We start from the raw sequence: 17,544 nt of genomic DNA, 5'->3' as shown, positions 1-17,544 counted from the left end.
ACGGGATCTCGATGAACGGGCATGGGGTTTGTCACTCCTGATAAATCAATCAATCAATCAATCAACTCCGCCGCGGATAGGACGGTGATAGATTTTCGCAATTCAGTGTGACCTGCGCCAGTAGCTCTGTTGTAGGCGGAGCGGACAAGATGGGTATTGCGCCGCCGAGCGCCTGCGAAACCCCAAAAAACGCAGGAATCGAGCGAATTCCTGTCTACACAGATAGGTCGCACAAGTTCCCGCATGACGGTCTCGATCAACCCTCATACAGTTTTCGGCGAACTTGACCATGGATACGCGCTTTTTCGGATGATTTGCGAGCCGCTGTTCCAAGCTCCGCCTTCATCATTCAACAGGCACGCAAATGCGTTCAAATCGCGAGCGAATTGGCAGGAGTAGTCCGAGGTAGGCGGCACGGATTTCATTCCCACAATTTGCGGGCGAGGGCCTTCCCAACGGATGGCCGGGACTCACACAATCCCAGCCTTCAGACAAAGAAGGAGATTCGCGATGAAAAGCAGCCAGCCGATCCAGCCGCCCGCGCGTGCCGACGGTGCAGTGCAGGAGCAGCACGTGAGGTTCTTCAAACCGGCGCACCGAGACACCGCCACGAAAATCTGGAGCATCGAGAGTATTCAGCGACTGTTCGACATGCCGTTCATGGAGCTTCTTTGGCAAGCGCAGTCCGTGCACCGCGTGCATTGGCCCGATGCAGACGTGGAACTGGCGACGCTGTTGTCGGTGAAAACCGGAGGCTGCCCCGAGAACTGCGGTTATTGCCCGCAGTCGGCTGAGTTCGACACGGGTGTGCAGGCGCAGAAGCTCATGGGGGTGGACGAGGTGACCGCCGCAGCGCAGGCCGCCAAGGATGCCGGGGCCACGCGGTTTTGCATGGGCGCTGCATGGCGCGCGCCCAAGGATCGCGATGTCGAAAAGGTCAGCGAGCTGATCGCCGCAGTCAAACGGCTCGGCCTGCAGACCTGCGCGACCCTTGGCATGCTGGAGCCGCGTCACGCGAAGGCGCTCAGAAACGCCGGACTCGACTACTACAACCACAACCTCGACACCGCGCCGGAGTACTACGCCGATGTGGTCAACACGCGCCATTACCAGGATCGCCTCGACACCTTGCAGGCGGTGCGCGATGCGGGCATCCATGTGTGCTGCGGCGGCATCGTCGGAATGGGCGAGACACCCGCACACCGCGCAGGGCTGATCGCGCAACTCGCCAATCTTCAACCGTATCCGGAGTCGGTGCCGATCAACAGCCTGGTGCGCGTGCCCGGCACGCCGCTCGCGGATAGCGAACCCGTGGACCCGCTGGATTTCGTGCGTGTGATTGCGGTAGCGCGCATCACCATGCCTGCGGCCCGCGTTCGCCTGTCCGCGGGTCGACAGCAACTCGGAGACGCGGTTCAGGCACTGTGTTTCCTCGCGGGAGCGAACTCGATCTTCTATGGAGACAAGCTGCTCGTGACGGGCAACCCCGAGGCTGCCGACGACGCTCGCCTGATCGAAAAACTGGGCCTTCGTACAAAACGCAGCGCCGTGGCGAGCGCCTAGGTTCCAGTGACACGCGTGATCAGACCGGCAATCAGCGAGGCGCCCATGCCGGAGCCTGCGCCCGCGGGCCCTAGTCCAGCAGCTTCCTCGCCTTGCTCATTCCTGAGGGCGGAAATAACCCAACACGCTCGCTACGCTGCGATGTCCGGTCATTGCCATGGTGTCCGCGAGCGGCACGTTCTGCGCGGCGGCTTCGGTCACGAAGCCACTGCGAAGGGAGTGGGCCGAATAGGTGTCCGGCAGGCCCGCTTGCTCGGCCCGGTATTTGACGATATCGCGCACAGCCGACGGCGACAGGGCGTCGCCCAAGGCGCCGCTTTTGCGCACCTGCCGAAAAATGCGCCCGTCCGTCACACCGGATGCCTTGAGCCATGCGGTCAAGGATCTGGCCGCGATGCCTTCGATGGGTTTGAGATTTTCGGGGCGATCCGCAGCGGCCTGATTGGTCTTGGAGTACGCCAGCCGGTAGACGTATGCATCGTCGCCGGTGCGCCGCAGATGCTTCATTTCCGCGCCAGTGACTTCCGAGCGGCGACGTCCACCGGTCGCAAAAGCGAACAATAGCAGGGCGCGATCCCGCAATCCGCGAAGACCGTCGTCGTCGCACGTCTCCAGCATCGCCATCAATGGCTCGCGCGTCAGCGCGTCTTTTTTCCGGGGTAGATCGCCGCGCTTGCCGTAGGCACGGCGGGTTCGCGACAGCAACTCCCGCACCTTGGCGTCCTGACACGGGTTGGTCAATTGCCGCGTCTGGTGCGCCTTGGACAACACCGACACGCGATGCGTGAGCGTATTGAGCGTCATGGGCCCGGTCTTGCCCTTGAACTTCAGCCTCACGAGCAACTCGTCGATTTCCTTGGGCAGTTCATGCCGCCGCCCAGCCGCGGTGGTGCGCTCGGCATGGTCGACGATGAATTGCATGACCGCGCTCGGCGGCAAGGGCAGGGCAATGACCCGACCAAATCGCAATTGATACCACGCGGCCCAGTACCGAAGCGCGCCGCGATAACTGGCAAGCGTGTTCGCCGATTCGCCCTCGCGCAGCAACTCCTCGACTGCCTGCGAGGCGATTTCTGACAATTTCAGCGGATCAAGAAGCGCAAAGCCATTGAAATCAGAGCCATATCGCATTAAACTTGGCATGGATGTAGTAAAAATTACGTAATACGTATTGTATATTATGAATTATCTTATAAAATGACGATAATCTTCATTTATCGTAGGTAATTTAAGGTGTCGGCCATGGAAACGCAAATGATCAGTGTGAGAGGCCCTCGTGGAGTCCAATTGGAGGACGTCTGGGCCGCAGCCGATGCGGTGCTCGACAGGGGCGAGCGTCCGACCATCGAACGCATCCGGCTGCAAATGGGCCGTGGCTCACCCAATACCGTGGGGCCGATGCTCGACAGTTGGTACGCGGCACTCGCCAAACGTCTGAAATCCGACGTGGACCTGCCGTCCTCTCTGATCGGGCCGACTGATGCGAGCCATGCAATCGATCACGGCTTCGCAGAGGATCTGCCGCCACCCGTCATTCGAGCCGCAAAGACGCTGTGGGGAAGGGCGCGGCAAATCGCATCCGATCTCGCCCAAGCGGAAATCGCGAGCCAGAAACAGTCGCTTTCGCAGGAAGCCGCAGTCCTTCAGACGCAGCGCGAGCTATTCGATGCCGAAGTTCAACGCTTTGCCGAGCGGGCCTCGGCGCTGGAAGCGGCCATGTTCGCCAAGGACCAACAGATACTTCAACAGGCGCGGCAACTCGAAGAGACCAAGCAGATGCTTCATGCCAAGACCAGCGAGGCCGAAGCGCTGCGCTCCGATCTGGCGAAACAGCGCATCGCAATGGATGCCATGCGGCAATTTACCCAGGTCAAAGACGAAGAACACCGCAAGGAACGCGAACGCATCGAAGCGCGGGCAACGGCCCAGGAGCGCCGCCTGCTCGCCGAAGTGGATCGCGCCCGCCAGACCGGAAAACTCGCCGAGGCACAGTTGGAGTCACAGCAAAAACAAACTTCCAGGCTGCTGGCAGATTCTGGCGAACGGGTGAGGGTGCTCGAAGACAGGTTGCTGATCATGCAGGATGAAAAGGCCGCATTGCTGAGAGATCTGCTCAGTGTTTCCGAACGTCTGCAAAAGCTTGAAAACGCCGTGGCACCGGGACATCCTCAAGCGCGGCCTTCCACGCTCAGGGGGAAGAAAATGACCAGCATTCCCAAAAAAACGCGTCTGAAACACTGAGCCCGGCCCGCCTTCGAGCTCAAAGCTCTGCCATCAATCTGCAAGCAGACGCGTGCAGGAACGCGAACGCATCGAAGCGCGGGCAACGGCCCAGGAGCGCCGCCTGCTCGCCGAAGTGGATCGCGCCCGCCAGACCGGAAAACTCGCCGAGGCACAGTTGGAGTCACAGCAAAAACAAACTTCCAGGCTGCTGGCAGATTCTGGCGAACGGGTGAGGGTGCTCGAAGACAGGTTGCTGATCATGCAGGATGAAAAGGCCGCATTGCTGAGAGATCTGCTCAGTGTTTCCGAACGTCTGCAAAAGCTTGAAAACGCCGTGGCACCGGGACATCCTCAAGCGCGGCCTTCCACGCTCAGGGGAAGAAAATGACCAGCATTCCCAAAAAAACGCGTCTGAAACACTGAGCCCGGCCCGCCTTCGAGCTCAAAGCTCTGCCATCAATCTGCAAGCAGACGCGTGCCTCAATGCAACATGCTCCGGCGCGTGAACCTCGCCCGAGCCAGAGCATCGGCGATTGCGTTTTTGTGCCGTGGAATCCATTGCACGCGCACACTTGAAAACTGCCGAGCCAAGTTGCGGGCCTTCTCATAAACGGCGTGCAGGCGCTCGATACGCTTGGGCACTGCGAGGCCCAGTTGGTCGGCAAGAATGCTGTTGTCCGTGTGAATCAACACATGCGCTGCCCGCATTTCATGCAGCCATTCCAGCGCATAAATACCGGCCCGAGCTTCCGCTTCGTTGTTGCAACCAACGCGCCGCAGCCGCTGACTGAACCGATGCACGCCGCCGTCCGGGGCGTACACAACCCCTCCAATGCCAAGCCGCCCTGGATTGGGCATGGCGCTGCCGTCGATGTAAACCAGCCATGTGCGCGTTTGCATGGCGTTAGCTTAACTGAGGCGACAAGCGGTCGCGGAATGGGTGGTGGATAGGAAAGCTCTGAGCCACTGCATGGGCGGGGCCCATATCGATCAATATGTAATTTAACATAATATACATCGTATCTAGTAAATGGTCCTACCGCGATGCTTTGGCAAAGCCAAGGAATTTGGCACGGCCCGCGTTCCTCTTGGCAACCAATTCAGCGGCTTATTTCGCAAACAAGCCATACGCCTTGCCGCCGTAGATGGGCGTGTACTTCTCGTTCAGCGGAGTGCCGTGGATCTTCAAGGGCGATATTGAGCCCGACTGAGCACGGCGCGCATCGAATCGCTGATCTTGACGTTGGTGTCGTAGATGCCGTTTCCGGACTTGTTTCGTTTGCTGCGATCAAATTCGATGCCTTGCGCCTTGATCACAATGCCGGTTTCGATCTCCGACAGTCTCAATTGTTCGGCATTGAAGCGCTCGAGATTGACTGGCACCGTTTCCGCGACGAACGCACGCAACTCACAACGGCCTTCTTGTCGGCCGTCGGCATGCAGGCATCGTCGGCGTAATCGACGTTGGGTAGTTTGCCCACGATGCCGTCGGTGATGATCACTTCACCGGCATTGACGGTGATGCTCGCAAAGGGCTGCTTGAGCATCACATGGCTGTGCACCGCGCTTCTTTTCTCGCTGACGGGTATGCTGTCACGGCCGCCTGCGTCCGTCATGACGGTCTGCGTGCCCTGCACATAGTTGCCCGAGATGCATTGGTCGGTGCCTGCAATGACGTAGCTGCACACGAACTGCTCCGACCGCCGCCGTTCATACTTGGGTTCGCGCCAGACGGTTTTTGATCCCCATTCGTAGGTGTACGTGCCGGAGAAATCCACGACACCGACACTCAATGGCTTGGGCTGGCGATCCGCCATTTTCTCGTTGAATTGGCTGCCGTGCATCAGTCCGAAAAAATGCTCCATGTTGTAGGTGCCCGGCTCATAGAACATCACGCGGTAGGCAATCGCCGAGTCGCTGCCCAGCGTGACCGACAGGCCCTTGACGTTCTTCGTTTTGCTGTGGAACCACAACGTACCGGATGAGTACGTGCTTGTGCCGTGCCTGATGTCGATTTCATCGCCGAATTTGGTTTTGGGAACGGCAAAAATCAGCAGTGCCTTGCCTTCATTCAAACGGGCTTGCCAGCGCTCGCCCACCGCAGAAAACTCCGGCGGCGTGGCCCACATCTCGTTGCTCTCGCCTGGATACAGCCCCGCTGTTGCTGAGCCGGCATCAGCCCACAGCCAGCGAGCGTGGCGGCGCTCAGAAGCAAGGCACTCTTTCCGCATAACAAGCGATTCTTCATCTGCACAACTCCCAGTGTTACTCAGCCCGCGAGGCAAAGACTTTGAGTCTAGTGGTTTGCACACTTTCGCGATTCCCCTCTTTCGGGGGATCAAGGTACATATTGCACGGCTCGCGTTGGCACCTCGGCGAAAAAAATCACTGCACGCTGCGTCCGTGCATCGCTTGAATGAGCTGGGTGCGGTTGCTTACCCCGAGGCGAATGAAGATCGCGGATACATACTCTTTGATCGTATGCTCGGAGAGTCCCAGTTCCTGTGCAATTTGCTTGTTGGACTTCCCCTCCAATACCAGTGACAGCGTCTGTCCCTGACGCTCGGTCAGGCCCAGATTTCTGGCAGAAACGGGAATGTCGCGGGGTACGGCGCGTGGGGTCGGTGCTTTCTCAGGAGTGAACCACTCCGCGCCCGAGAGCAGCACCTGCACGGCTTGAAAGAGTCTTTGCGCCGACTCATTCTTCCCATAGAAACCGTGTGCGCCGCATCGTTGAAGTGCCTCGGTGATTTCCTGCCTTCTCGCGTCACCACTGATGCCGAGAACACGAATCTGCGGACATCTCCGGCGCAGTTCCTGTATGAATTCGCTGGTGCTCTCGTCGCCAATCCAATAGTCGACCAGGATGATTGCGGGTTCGGATTGGTCCGCAATGGTTTGCCACACGGCGGCCGTGCTCTGCACGTTCATGGCATGCGAAAGCATGGGATGGCGGGTCAAAAACTCCGTGATTCCATGGGCAACCAGAGGATGGTCATCCACCACCATTCCGTATCCATATTGATTTTCGTTTTTCTTCATTTTTGCGCTTCAACTGACAAGTCGAAAATAACGGTGTGCTTCGGACTACTCCGTTGTCAAGGGAAATGGAGCCTGCTCCGCATTTTGGGAGGTCAACGACAGCATCATTTTCTTGAGTGCGGATGGCTTGACCGGCTTGGCCATCACCGGTATCTGCTGTTCCGTTTCTGCGGCGACCCGGTCGATATCGTGGCCGGTCATGATCAAGGCGGGCAATGCGGGGATATGGCGTCTCAGCGCCAGAATGCAGTCTCCGCCCGTCATCCCGTCGCCCAGGTCGTAATCAGAGACCACCAGATCCCAGTCACCGAGTTCTTTGGGCATTCCCAATTCGGTCTGTACTTCGCAACCCCAGGACTGCATCATCATCGCGGTCGCATGCAGCACGTCGCGGGAATCCTCGATCAAGAGAACCTTGCAGCCGGCAAGCGCCCCACTGACGTAGGAGCGCGATTCAACACCGGGTTCCGTGATGCCGGAAACCACTTCCAGGCCGCTGAGGGTGACGCTCGTCCCGCGCCCAAGGTTCGACCGTATCGAGACCGTCAACCCCAGCAGCTTGCTGAGGCGCTTGACGATGGAGAGCCCTAGCCCGACGCCTTCGACGTGGCGGCTTCCGCGCTCCTTGACCTGGTAGAACTCGTCGAATAGATGAGGCAGATGCTCGGCCGCGATGCCCTGCCCTTGGTCCAGCACCACGATGGAGGCCGTGCGACCGTGCCGCCTGCATCCCACCAATACGGAGTTGTTGGGCGCGTACTTGATTGCGTTTCCCACGAGGTTCTGCAGAATCGTCGCCAGCAGCGCGGGATCTGTCTTCACGAAAATTCCGGGTCTGCGAATGCGCAGGTTGACGCCCTCCCACTGCGCCGCGCTCATGTTGTGACGGGCGATGTCGTCAAACAGGTCGGCTACGCAAATGGTCTCGGGGTTGGAGGTGACGCTGCCGCTGTCCAGCGTCGATACGTCCAGCAGGGATTGAAACAATCTGGAGACCGACTCCAGTGAGCGGTCAATATCCTCGACCAGATTGCGCTCCCGGCTGCCCAGATTTTCTTCCCGCAGGCACCAGGTAAACATGCTGATCGCATGGAGCGGCTGCCTCAGATCGTGGCTTGCCTGGGCCAGAAATCGCGATTTGGCCGTGTTGGCATCCAGCGCCTCCCGATATGCCTGATGCAGCCGTTGCAGCAGTCCCTGCAAATACGCGGGGACCATCAGAATGATGAGCGTGAGCGTCACCACCACATATGGATGGCTGCGCCAGTAGACGCTCGAAACCGTCGTCGCCGCAATCGAAACCAGTGCGAATCCGGTGGCCAGAAACAGGTAGCGAACGCCGTATCGCATGCCGTAGCCGACGGTGACCCACACCAGCGCCGCGAAAATGGGGAGAAAGTACTCTCCGCCGATCGCCAGGCTGAACGCGATGCCCGAATAGTCGAGCAGCATTGCAAGAATCCTTCGCGACGGATCAATGCCTGGTCGCTTGACGATCCAGTAAAACAGCAGGATTGCGAGCACCAGATACCCGCCATACAACACTTGGGCGAATTGGGCCGTGTCCGGTGGCAGCTTGCCTGTATGGACAATGAATGCCATGAAGATCGCACAGGTGGGTGCGACGAACAGCCTCTGAAAGGCCTGTCCACGCTCCGGGTCGTAGCGATCCAAATCCGTCTGTTTGAACAATTGCTTCAATCGTTCAAACGGGTTGCCCTGAAACATACGCATCCTTAGAAAACACGGGTAGCAGTGGATGCGGATCGACTCCGATTGGCTACCCCTCCTCAGCGGGGTGGAAAATGAGCTATTACCATGCTAGCTACGATAGACATGCTAGATGATTTGTATGTCGGAGCGCTCAAAACGAACGCGCCGGAGCGAAAAACACACGCAATGCGATCCGTTCAACCCTGATTGCGCACCAGGGTCGTGGCGACCTCGTAGCGCCCGCCGGCGTAGATGGAGCGAGTCACCAGCACCAGCGCCTTGCCCGAATCCCGGTAGCGGCGGATCACCTTCAGGCCCGGTTCTCCCTCGGCGATGTGCAGCTTGCGCGCCACGCGGTCTTCAATCGCGGTTGCCGAAATCGTCTGGTTGATCGCGACGACGCGGCGGCCGTAGTGCGCTTCAAGCAGATCGCAAAGCAGTTGATCGGCATGGGTTTCGGCCAGCTTCTGGATGCCCTCGTAGTGCGGGTCCACGTAGGCGTCGGTCCAGGCCAGCGGCACCTGCGCCCTGTCCTCGCGGCGCTCCATGCCGATATGCATCCAGCGCGAGCCCGGAGCGCAACCCAGTTCGCGCGCGAGGCCAATGTCGAGCACCACCTCCTCACTGGACGCGACCTTGCGCTTGGCGCTGCTCGCATAGCTGACCAGATCATCCAGCGTGGTCAGGGGCTGCGAAAACGCGCTGGCCGTGGGCAATCCCATCACCATGGTTCCGCGATTGCGCTTGCGCGACACCAGGCCCATGTCTTCGAGCTGCTTCAGCGCCGCGCGAATCGTGTTGCGACTGGTGGCGTACTGCTCCATCAATTGCAGCTCCGACGGCAGGATCGCCCCCTCTGCGTAGACGCGGGATTTGATCTTGGCAAGCAGGTCTTCGGCAACGCGTTGATAGAGGGTGACAGCCATTGCTTGGTGGTAGAGGACCTCTGCAGAGGCCCCCAGATGTTTCGCTGTCCCCAGTGTAGCAATGCGCCATGGCGTCACTGAAACACCTATTGACATTTAGGTGGGACTGCAATTTAATATGTACCAACATATTGTTTGTTGGTTCATCTTCGCTGGACATTCGCATCCCATGACCCCTGCAACGCCACAGTCACCGCGCACCTTGTTCGACAAGGTCTGGGACGCGCATGTCGTCAACGTCGAAGCGGACGGAACCAACGTGCTCTACATCGACCGGCACCTGCTTCACGAGGTGACCAGTCCGCAGGCATTCGAGGGGTTGCGCCTCTCCGGCATCAGCCCGTGGCGTCCGCGCGCCAATCTTGCGACGCCCGATCACAACGTGCCGACAACGAACCGTGCACTGCCGGTGGCCGATCCCCTTGCCAGAATCCAGATCGATACGCTGACCCGCAACTGCGCCGATACCGGCGTGCCGCTTCTGCCCCTCGGCGACGCGCGGCAAGGGATTGTGCATGTCGTTGGCCCGAGTCGGGGCCACCCTGCCCGGCACCACCATTGTCTGCGGCGACAGCCACACCAGCACTCACGGCGCGTTTGCCGCGATTGCCCATGGCATCGGCACCTCGGAGGTCGAACATGTGCTGGCAACGCAGACTCTGCGCGCGCGCAAGCCGAAGCGCATGCTCGTGCGATTCAACGGTCAACTCGCCAGGGGCGTCACGGCCAAGGACATGGCTCTGGCGCTGATCCGGCAATTGGGCAGCGCCGGTGCGACCTCCTACGCGGTCGAGTACGCAGGCGCGGCGGTGCAGGCGTTGTCCATGGAAGGCCGCATGACGCTGTGCAATCTGGCCATCGAGTCCGGCGCGCGATGCGGCATGATCGGCGTCGATGCGGCCACCATCGCCTATCTCAAGGACCGCGCCCTCGCGCCCGGCGGCGAACAGTGGCAGGCCGCGGTTGCCTACTGGTCGACGTTGACGAGCGACGCCGGCGCCGTGTTCGACTCCGTTGTAGAACTGGACGTCAGTGCGCTCCGGCCCATGGTCACGTGGGGAACCTCACCCGATATGGCGGGCGACATCGATAGCCTCATTCCCGACCCTGCCGATCAGCCCGATCCCGTCAAGCGTGCCGGCATGGAGCGCGCCCTGAAGTACATGGGCCTTGAGCCCGGCATGCCGCTGAACCGCATTGCGCCGGACACCATCTTCATCGGTTCGTGCACCAATTCGCGAATCGAGGATCTGCGCGACGCCGCCGCCATCGTGAAGGACCGGCATATCGCGCCGAGCATACGCCGCGCGCTGGTCGTGCCTGGCTCGGGCCTTGTGAAGGCACAGGCGGAGCGCGAAGGTCTCGACCGCATCTTCGTGAATGCCGGATTCGAGTGGCGCGATGCCGGGTGCTCCATGTGCGTGGGCATGAACCCGGATCAGTTGTCGCCCGGCGAGCGCTGCGCATCCACCTCGAACCGCAATTTCGAAGACCGGCAAGGCGTCGGAGGCCGAACCCATCTCGTGAGTCCCGCGATGGCCGCAGCCGCAGCCATCGCAGGTCATTTCGTCGATGTCGGCGACCCGGATGGCTGGACGCCTCCTTCATCCATCTCAACCACACAACAAGCAAGGTAACTTATGCGAATCGCAGCCATACGAGAAGTTTCGGTCCCGCTGGAAGGACAGATCTCGAATGCACTGGTGAATTTTTCCACGCACAACGTATCGCTGGTCGCGGTCGTCAGCGACGTGATCCGCAACGGACGTCCGGTGGTAGGTGTGGCGTTCAATTCGATTGGGCGATTCGCACAAGGCGGCTTGCTGCGCGAGCGCTTCATTCCACGCGTGCTCGAGACCCCACCGGAAAAGCTGCTCTCGCCGGACGGCACCCAATTCAGTGCTGCGGCCGTACTGCGTGCCGCCATGAGCAACGAAAAGCCAGGCGGCCACGGAGATCGCGCGGCAGCCGTGGGCGCGCTCGAGCTGGCGATCTGGGACCTCAACGCCAAACTGCTCGGCGAGCCCGCCTACGCCACCATCGCCCGCGCCGCGAATCGTCAGCCCGAAGAGCAAGCGCCGGTGCCTGTCTACGCGGCGGGCGGCTACTACTATCCGGGTGATTCCGTCGCGCGCCTGAAAAACGAGCTTGCGCAGTACCAGGATCTTGGATTCAACGCCTTCAAGATCAAGATCGGCGGCGCTTCTCTCGATGAGGACCTCGTGCGCATCGACGCCGCGATCCAGATGGCTGGCAGTGGACAGAATCTCGCGGTCGATGCGAATGGCCGCTTCGATCAATCCACGGCGCTCAGGTATGCAGGCGCCATCGCCCCGCTCGACCTGCGCTGGTATGAAGAGATCGGTGACCCGCTCGACTATGCGCTGAACGCCGCGCTTGCAAACGAATACGGCGGCGCAATCGCCACTGGAGAGAATCTTTTCTCGACCGTGGATACCGTCAACCTGCTGCGTTTTGGCGGCATGCGTCCCGGCAAGGATGTGTTCCAGATGGACGCCGCGCTGAGCTACGGCCTGACCGACTACATGGTCACGATGCAGGCGCTCGAGGCGCACGGTTTCTCAAGGCAGCAGGTCTACCCGCATGGTGGGCATCTCATCAACCTGCATATCGTGGCGGGCCTGGGACTGGGTGGATGCGAGGTCTATCCCGGAGTATTCCAGCCGTTTGGCGGTTACCGGCAGACTGCATGGTCGCCGAAGGTTTCGCCCGGCCGAGCGACGCGCCCGGATTCGGGCTCGAGGAAAAGCCGGGTCTCGACGCGGTCGTGCGCCGCCTTATCGAGGGCTGAAGGAGCTGCACATGAAAATTGCAATTATGGGTTGCGGCGCCATGGGCTCGGTTTACGCGGGACTGCTGGCACGCGCGGGACACGACGTCATCGCCATTTCCCGCTCGGCGGAGCATGTCGATGCCATCCATCGCGACGGGCTGCAATTGAGCGGACCGCTTGGCGAACACAGCGTGCCGATGCGCGCATACCGGCATGCACCGGACGAGTCCGTGGATCTGGTGATACTCGCCGTCAAGGCTGCCGATGTGAAGCGGGCGGCCACGCAGTCGCTGCCGATGCTGGGCGAGCAGACCGTCATGCTGACCATACAGAACGGATTGGGTGCGGCAGACACGGTGGCCAGCGTCGTGGGCGCTGACCGGCTGATCGTTGGCATTGCAAGCGGCTTCGGCGCATCCCTGCAGGGGCCGGGAAAGGCGCACCACAATGCAATGCAGGCGATGCGCTTCGGTGCTTACGCCGGGCTGCCCGCAAAGCGCGTCGAGGACGTCGCCGAAGCCTGGCGCAGCGCAGGGTTCGACGTGCAGGCGGTCGAGGACATCAAGGCCATGCAATGGGAGAAGCTCATTTGCAACGTGGCCTACAGCGCCCCCTGCGCGCTCACGGGAATGACCGTTGGCGAGGTCATGGACGACCCGGAGATGGGGCCCGTCAGTCGCGCCGCCGCCGTCGAAGCGTGGACGGTGGCCAAGGCACTGGGAATACGCATCACCGCGGCCGACCCCGTCGCATTGGTGCGTGAGTTCGGTGCGCGCATGCCCCATGCCAAACCTTCCGCGCTGCAGGATCACGAGGCCAGGCGTTGTAGCGAAATCGACGTCATCAATGGGGCGGTTCCCCGGCAGGCGGCCAGCGTCGGCGTGAAGACTCCCGTCAACAGCACGCTCGTCAGCCTGGTCAAGGCGCGTGAGCGCCAGTGGCAAAGGTGACGCCATGCAATCGTTCACACGCCACCACGGAATCGTGGTCCCCATGGATCGCGCCAACATCGACACCGACGCCATCTTGCCCAAGCAGTTCATGAAATCGGTGTCGCGGACCGGCTTCGGCCCGTATCTGTTTGATGGCCTGCGCTACCTCGATCCGGGCGAACTCGGCACGGATCTCATCCACCGCAGAGTCAATCCCGATTTCGTGCTGAACCAGCCGCGCTACAAGGGCGCTTCGATTCTGCTCGCCCGACGCAATTTCGGCTGCGGCTCCAGCCGCGAGCACGCGCCCTGGGCCATCACGCAGTACGGGATTCGCGTACTGATTGCACCCAGCTTTGCCGACATCTTTCTCGAAAACAGTTTCAAGAACGGCCTGCTCGCCGTAACACTCGACGAGGAACTCGTGGATCAACTGTTCAACGACGTAGAGGCGCGCGAGGGCTACGCATTGGACGTCGATCTGGAACTCCAACGCATCACCCTGCCGTCGCAGCAGATCGTTCCATTTCACATTGCCGAAGCACGACGCCAAAGCCTGCTGCAAGGACTCGACGAGATCGGCACCACGCTGCAAAGCGCCGCGCAGATACGCAGCTTCGAGGCTCGCCACCGGCAGGCGCAACCCTGGCTGTTCAACGAATCCAACTTCGGCACGCCATCGGACCCCAATCATGATGCTCCAACTGACCACGCTTGACATTCTGCCCGCGCAGGAGAGTGCGTTTGAGGGCGCGTTCTCAAAGGCGCAGGCCTTGCTGCGCAACGCAGAGGGCTATGTCTCCCACGAGCTGCGGCGAGGCGTTGAAACCCCGTCGCGTTACCTGCTGCTGGTGCACTGGAAGCGCCTTGAAGATCACACGGTCACCTTCAGACAGGCGCGGGAACATGTGAGCTGGAAAGCCTTGCTGGATCCCTACTACGCAAAGCGCCCCGAAAGCCTGCATTTTGCCGAATTGACCGAATAACCGTTCCCTCCCCATAAACAGCATCTGGAGACAAACCATGCGCCCCCTTTCCCATTTCACACGACGCGCCGTCTGCACTCTGTCGCTGACGGCGCTTGCCTGCGGCATTTCGTTTGGCTCGTTGGCCGCGGACACTACCGCGAGCGCAGCGGACTACCCCAAACGCCCCGTGCGGCTCATCGTTCCGTTTGCTGCCGGGGAACGAGTGACGTGCTCGCCCGCGCCGTCGGTGCCAAGCTCGGGACGCATTGGGGCAATCGGTATTCGTCGAAAATCGACCCGGTGCCAATGGCAACATCGGCAGCGACGCGGTCGCGAAGGCCGCGCCGGATGGCTACACGCTTTTGCTCGCGGCTGATGGCACCATGGCCATCAATCCCGCGCTCTACGCCAACCTGCCCTTCAAGCCCGAGCAGGACTTCATCCCGATCAGCCGCATCGCGATGGTGCCACTGGTCATCGTGGCCTCACCCACGCTCAAGGTCAACACCCTTCAGGAACTCGTGGGCCGCAGCAAAACCGGGGCGGAGAATTTCGACTTCTCGTCGGCGGGTGTTGGCAGCGCGGGCATCTAGTCGGCGAGCTGCTGAAGGTGAAAACCGGCGCAAAACTCGTTCACGTTCCCTACAAAGGCGGTGGTCAGGCGATCACCGACGCCGTAGCCGGCAATGTGCCGCTGATGGTCACGGCCTATGCGACGGCGGGCCGTTCATAAAGACCGGCAAGCTCAAGGCCCTGGCCGTAACGTCATCGCAGCGACTGCCGATCATTCCCGATGTGCCTACGGTGGGTGAATCGGTAGTGCCGCAATTCAACATGTCGTCCTGGTATGGAATCATGGCGCCCGCGAAAACGCCACCGGCCATTTTGGCGAAGCTACAGACCACGCTTCAAAAGGTCATGGACAGCCCGGAGACGCAAAAACGCTGGAGCGAACTCGGTGCAGTTCCCATTGTCGAAACGCGGGAGCAGTTCGAAAAGGCCTTGCACTCGGACATCGAGCGCTGGTCCACCATCGTCAAATCGGCCAACGTCAGGCTCGATTGACGTTCCGGCGCGACATGAGCCTTTCGGCTCACTTGCGCAGTTTGACCTCGCTGATGACGTTCTTCACCAGGTTACGAAACCATTCATGAATCGGATCGGCGTGCAATCTCTCGTGCCAGTACTGCTTGACCTGGATATCCGGTACTGACAGCGGCACGGGAAGCAGCTTGATCGGCAAGAGCTTTTCAAACACCAGGCCCAAATCTTCCGGAAGGGTGACCAGCAGATCGGACATCGCCACCGCGAATGGCAGCGCACCCAGACGCGGCATGCGCAGGGCAATGTCGCGTGTGTGCCCTCTTCTCGCGAGCGCTTCGTCCAGTCGGCCGTATGTAGATCCGTGAGTCCAGTACAGCGCGTGACGTGATCCGAGAAATTGCGACAGACTCAGGCTGTCCTTGATCACCGGATGATCCTTGCGCATTGCACACACATAGGGCGTGCTGCGCAGAAACTGCTGGCGCGCCCAATTCGGCACGTCAAAGAAATGGCCGATCGCCAGATCGATCTCGCCGTTGTCGAGCGCGCTGACCACTTCGTCCTGGCGAATATCGAGCACCGTCAGCCGCGTATTCGGTGTCTCGTGACTCAGGCGATCCACCACGCGGGGCAGCACCGCGACCAATCCCACATCGTTCACATAGATCTTGAAGTGATTTTTCGTCGTCTTCGGCGAGAAGGTGTCGGGCTCGTCGAGCCGTCGCACGGCTTCGAGGATGCGTTTGATATGAGGCGCCAGCTCCATCGCGCGCGGTGTCGGGTGCATGCCGTGGGAGGTGCGAACGAACAACGGATTTTCAAAACGTATCCGCAGCTTGTTCAATGCCGCAGTCACCGCAGGTTGTGTCAATTCCAGCTCTTGCGCGGCTGCCGAAACGCTGCGATGGCGTTCCACGGCATCAAATGCAAAAAGCAGGTTGAGATTGAAGTCTCGAAGATCCATTTTTTATTCACCCCTGTCTAAGCATCGTGGTATCAATTTACTTGATACCACAAATAAGTCGTTCGTATTGTGGCGACAACCCTGTATTTCTATACTTTTCCGCAAGATGCAGAAGATCGATTCAACGATAAAAAAAGCATTGAAAAAGAGAGATGACAGTTTGAAAACGCTTCAGAGCATTCCCTAGAAAAATCCAAGGAGACAACCATGTACCTACGTGCGATTCCAATCGCCATCTGCTTGCCGCTCGCCGCTGCAGCGTCCGGACTGGCGCACAGTCAATCAACCGTCACGATTTATGGCATCGTGGATGCGTCGATTACCACCACGACGTCACATGACCCGGTCGAGCGACTCAGAACCAATCGCCTGGATTCGGGTGCCGGTTACGGATCCCGCTTGGGCTTCAGGGTCACGGAAGACCTCGGCGGTGGCCTCAAGGCCAACGTATTGCTCGAACAAGGGCTCGCTGCCGATACGGGAACGCTGCAGCAAGGCGGTTCTGCATTCGGAAGGCAGTCTTACCTGGGACTCTCGGGACCCACTGGAGCGTCTCTGCGGGTAGGCAGTATTCACCGATCAATACGCTGATCGCCGCATCGGACGCTTTCGGTCAGACCTACTGGGGCAACTCGCAGGGAACCGGCATCGGCCAGCAAAGTCCCAACGCCACGCCCGCTACCGGTGGCTTTCAGGCCGCAGCGCGCATCAACAACTCGCTGCTCTATTCCAGCACCTACGGCGCCTGGACCGCACGGGTCATGGGCTCATCCGGGGACGAAATCAAGTCGGCGGGCCGCTCCATCGGCGCCAGTCTCGCTTATCAGAGCGGTCCGGCTTTCGCGAGCGTTGCGGTTCATCGGGGCCGCCAGTTTGCGGCCGACATTCCTGCGGGCGCAACACCCGATTGGCAGCAATCGTGGGCCGTTGGCGGTGCGTATGACTTTAGCCTCGTGAAGCTTTTCGGCGGCTACTACCGGTTCACTCCATCCACCGACAACCTCAAGGTGACCGCTGCAACCACGCTGCGCTCGGAGTCGGGATGGCTTGGCGCGCGCATACCGGTTTCTCCCAACAACACTGTCATCACGCAGCTCATGCTGAGCCGGTACCGGCACATGGACGGTGTGGAGAACGGCAAGGCGCTCACGATGGGACTGGCCTTCGAACATGCGCTGAGCAAGCGCACGGCCCTCTATGCGGCCTGGGGACGTCTGAACAACAACGCCACCAGCAGCAACTGGCTGTGGGGCAGCACGGTCGTTGCCACTCCGGCCCGCGCCGGAGCCGATGTCTCGGCTTTGTCCGTGGGCATGTGGCACCGGTTCTGAAACTCGAAGTCGATGAACAAGGCTGGCCACGGCCAGCATGCGAA

15 protein-coding genes and 4 pseudogenes are annotated in these 17,544 nt (G+C 60.3%); 11 read left to right on the top strand and 8 right to left on the bottom strand.

Going from position 1 to position 17,544, the window contains the following annotated elements; genetic code table 11:
* Nucleotides 1-510: 510 nt before the first annotated feature.
* Nucleotides 511-1,563, top strand: a complete 1,053-nt coding sequence (gene bioB, locus H9K75_RS02170; RefSeq protein WP_187724594.1) for a biotin synthase BioB — start codon at nt 511-513, stop codon at nt 1,561-1,563.
* A 96-nt stretch (nt 1,564-1,659) separates the two neighbouring features.
* Here the strand turns inward: bioB and H9K75_RS02165 are convergent, their stop codons facing one another.
* Nucleotides 1,660-2,643: a site-specific integrase gene (locus H9K75_RS02165; RefSeq protein ID WP_404826399.1), complete on the bottom strand. Its 984-nt coding sequence runs from the start codon at nt 2,641-2,643 to the stop codon at nt 1,660-1,662.
* 162 nt (nt 2,644-2,805) lie between these two features.
* Here H9K75_RS02165 and H9K75_RS02160 point away from each other — a divergent pair, with 162 nt between their 5' ends.
* Together H9K75_RS02160 and H9K75_RS02155 are read left to right on the top strand one after the other, a co-directional pair.
* Nucleotides 2,806-3,804: a DNA-binding protein gene (locus tag H9K75_RS02160; protein WP_319016867.1), complete on the top strand. Its 999-nt coding sequence runs from the start codon at nt 2,806-2,808 to the stop codon at nt 3,802-3,804.
* Between the two features lie 52 nt (nt 3,805-3,856).
* Complete coding sequence (locus tag H9K75_RS02155; protein WP_187724591.1) at nt 3,857-4,174, top strand: hypothetical protein; 318 nt, start codon at nt 3,857-3,859, stop codon at nt 4,172-4,174.
* Between the two features lie 92 nt (nt 4,175-4,266).
* Here H9K75_RS02155 and H9K75_RS02150 read toward each other — a convergent pair whose 3' ends face one another.
* The 6 genes from H9K75_RS02150 to H9K75_RS02125 form a co-directional block, all read right to left on the bottom strand.
* Nucleotides 4,267-4,686 (bottom strand): ribonuclease HI family protein, encoded by a 420-nt coding sequence (locus H9K75_RS02150; RefSeq protein WP_187724590.1) that lies wholly within the window; start codon nt 4,684-4,686, stop codon nt 4,267-4,269.
* Nucleotides 4,687-4,971: 285 nt separating this feature from the next.
* Entirely contained in the window at nt 4,972-5,169 is a 198-nt protein-coding gene (locus H9K75_RS02145; RefSeq protein WP_187724589.1) for a hypothetical protein, read from the bottom strand.
* Complete coding sequence (locus tag H9K75_RS02140) at nt 5,130-6,071, bottom strand: hypothetical protein (protein ID WP_187724588.1); 942 nt, start codon at nt 6,069-6,071, stop codon at nt 5,130-5,132. The genes H9K75_RS02145 and H9K75_RS02140 overlap by 40 nt, the downstream gene beginning before the upstream one ends.
* Before the next feature lie 100 nt (nt 6,072-6,171).
* Nucleotides 6,172-6,828, bottom strand: coding sequence for a response regulator transcription factor (locus tag H9K75_RS02135; RefSeq protein ID WP_187724587.1), 657 nt, complete (start codon nt 6,826-6,828; stop codon nt 6,172-6,174).
* A 45-nt stretch (nt 6,829-6,873) separates the two neighbouring features.
* Nucleotides 6,874-8,556, bottom strand: a complete 1,683-nt coding sequence (locus H9K75_RS02130; RefSeq protein ID WP_187724586.1) for a hybrid sensor histidine kinase/response regulator — start codon at nt 8,554-8,556, stop codon at nt 6,874-6,876.
* Between the two features lie 182 nt (nt 8,557-8,738).
* A complete protein-coding gene (locus H9K75_RS02125) occupies nt 8,739-9,467 on the bottom strand; it encodes a GntR family transcriptional regulator (protein ID WP_187724585.1) in 729 nt (242 codons plus the stop codon).
* 169 nt (nt 9,468-9,636) lie between these two features.
* Between H9K75_RS02125 and leuC the strand changes: the two are divergent.
* From leuC to H9K75_RS24510, 7 genes and pseudogenes are all read left to right on the top strand, one after another.
* Nucleotides 9,637-11,104 (top strand): annotated as a pseudogene (leuC, locus tag H9K75_RS02120) (3-isopropylmalate dehydratase large subunit).
* 3 nt (nt 11,105-11,107) lie between these two features.
* Nucleotides 11,108-12,279 (top strand): annotated as a pseudogene (locus tag H9K75_RS02115) (enolase C-terminal domain-like protein).
* 11 nt (nt 12,280-12,290) lie between these two features.
* Entirely contained in the window at nt 12,291-13,211 is a 921-nt protein-coding gene (locus tag H9K75_RS02110; RefSeq protein WP_187724584.1) for a ketopantoate reductase family protein, read from the top strand.
* 4 nt (nt 13,212-13,215) lie between these two features.
* Nucleotides 13,216-13,911: a 3-isopropylmalate dehydratase small subunit gene (gene leuD / locus H9K75_RS02105; RefSeq protein ID WP_187724583.1), complete on the top strand. Its 696-nt coding sequence runs from the start codon at nt 13,216-13,218 to the stop codon at nt 13,909-13,911.
* A complete protein-coding gene (locus H9K75_RS02100; protein WP_187724582.1) occupies nt 13,886-14,179 on the top strand; it encodes an antibiotic biosynthesis monooxygenase family protein in 294 nt (97 codons plus the stop codon). Before leuD ends, H9K75_RS02100 begins: the two co-directional genes overlap by 26 nt.
* Nucleotides 14,180-14,427: 248 nt before the next feature.
* Nucleotides 14,428-14,894: pseudogene (locus tag H9K75_RS24520) on the top strand (tripartite tricarboxylate transporter substrate-binding protein).
* Entirely contained in the window at nt 14,891-15,226 is a 336-nt protein-coding gene (locus H9K75_RS24510; RefSeq protein WP_264294017.1) for a Bug family tripartite tricarboxylate transporter substrate binding protein, read from the top strand. The pseudogene H9K75_RS24520 and the gene H9K75_RS24510 overlap by 4 nt, the downstream one beginning before the upstream one ends.
* 28 nt (nt 15,227-15,254) lie before the next feature.
* Here the strand turns inward: H9K75_RS24510 and H9K75_RS02085 are convergent, their stop codons facing one another.
* The gene (locus H9K75_RS02085) at nt 15,255-16,169 is read right to left on the bottom strand and encodes a LysR family transcriptional regulator (RefSeq protein WP_187724579.1); all 915 of its coding nucleotides are present in this window, start codon (nt 16,167-16,169) and stop codon (nt 15,255-15,257) included.
* A 207-nt stretch (nt 16,170-16,376) separates the two neighbouring features.
* Here H9K75_RS02085 and H9K75_RS02080 point away from each other — a divergent pair.
* Nucleotides 16,377-17,500, top strand: a pseudogene (locus H9K75_RS02080) (porin).
* The last annotated feature ends 44 nt before the right edge of the window (nt 17,501-17,544 follow it).

It is taken from the genome of Diaphorobacter aerolatus (assembly GCF_014489535.1).
Lineage (GTDB): Bacteria > Pseudomonadota > Gammaproteobacteria > Burkholderiales > Burkholderiaceae_C > Diaphorobacter_A > Diaphorobacter_A aerolatus.
This window is presented reverse-complemented; position numbering and strand designations above follow the sequence as displayed.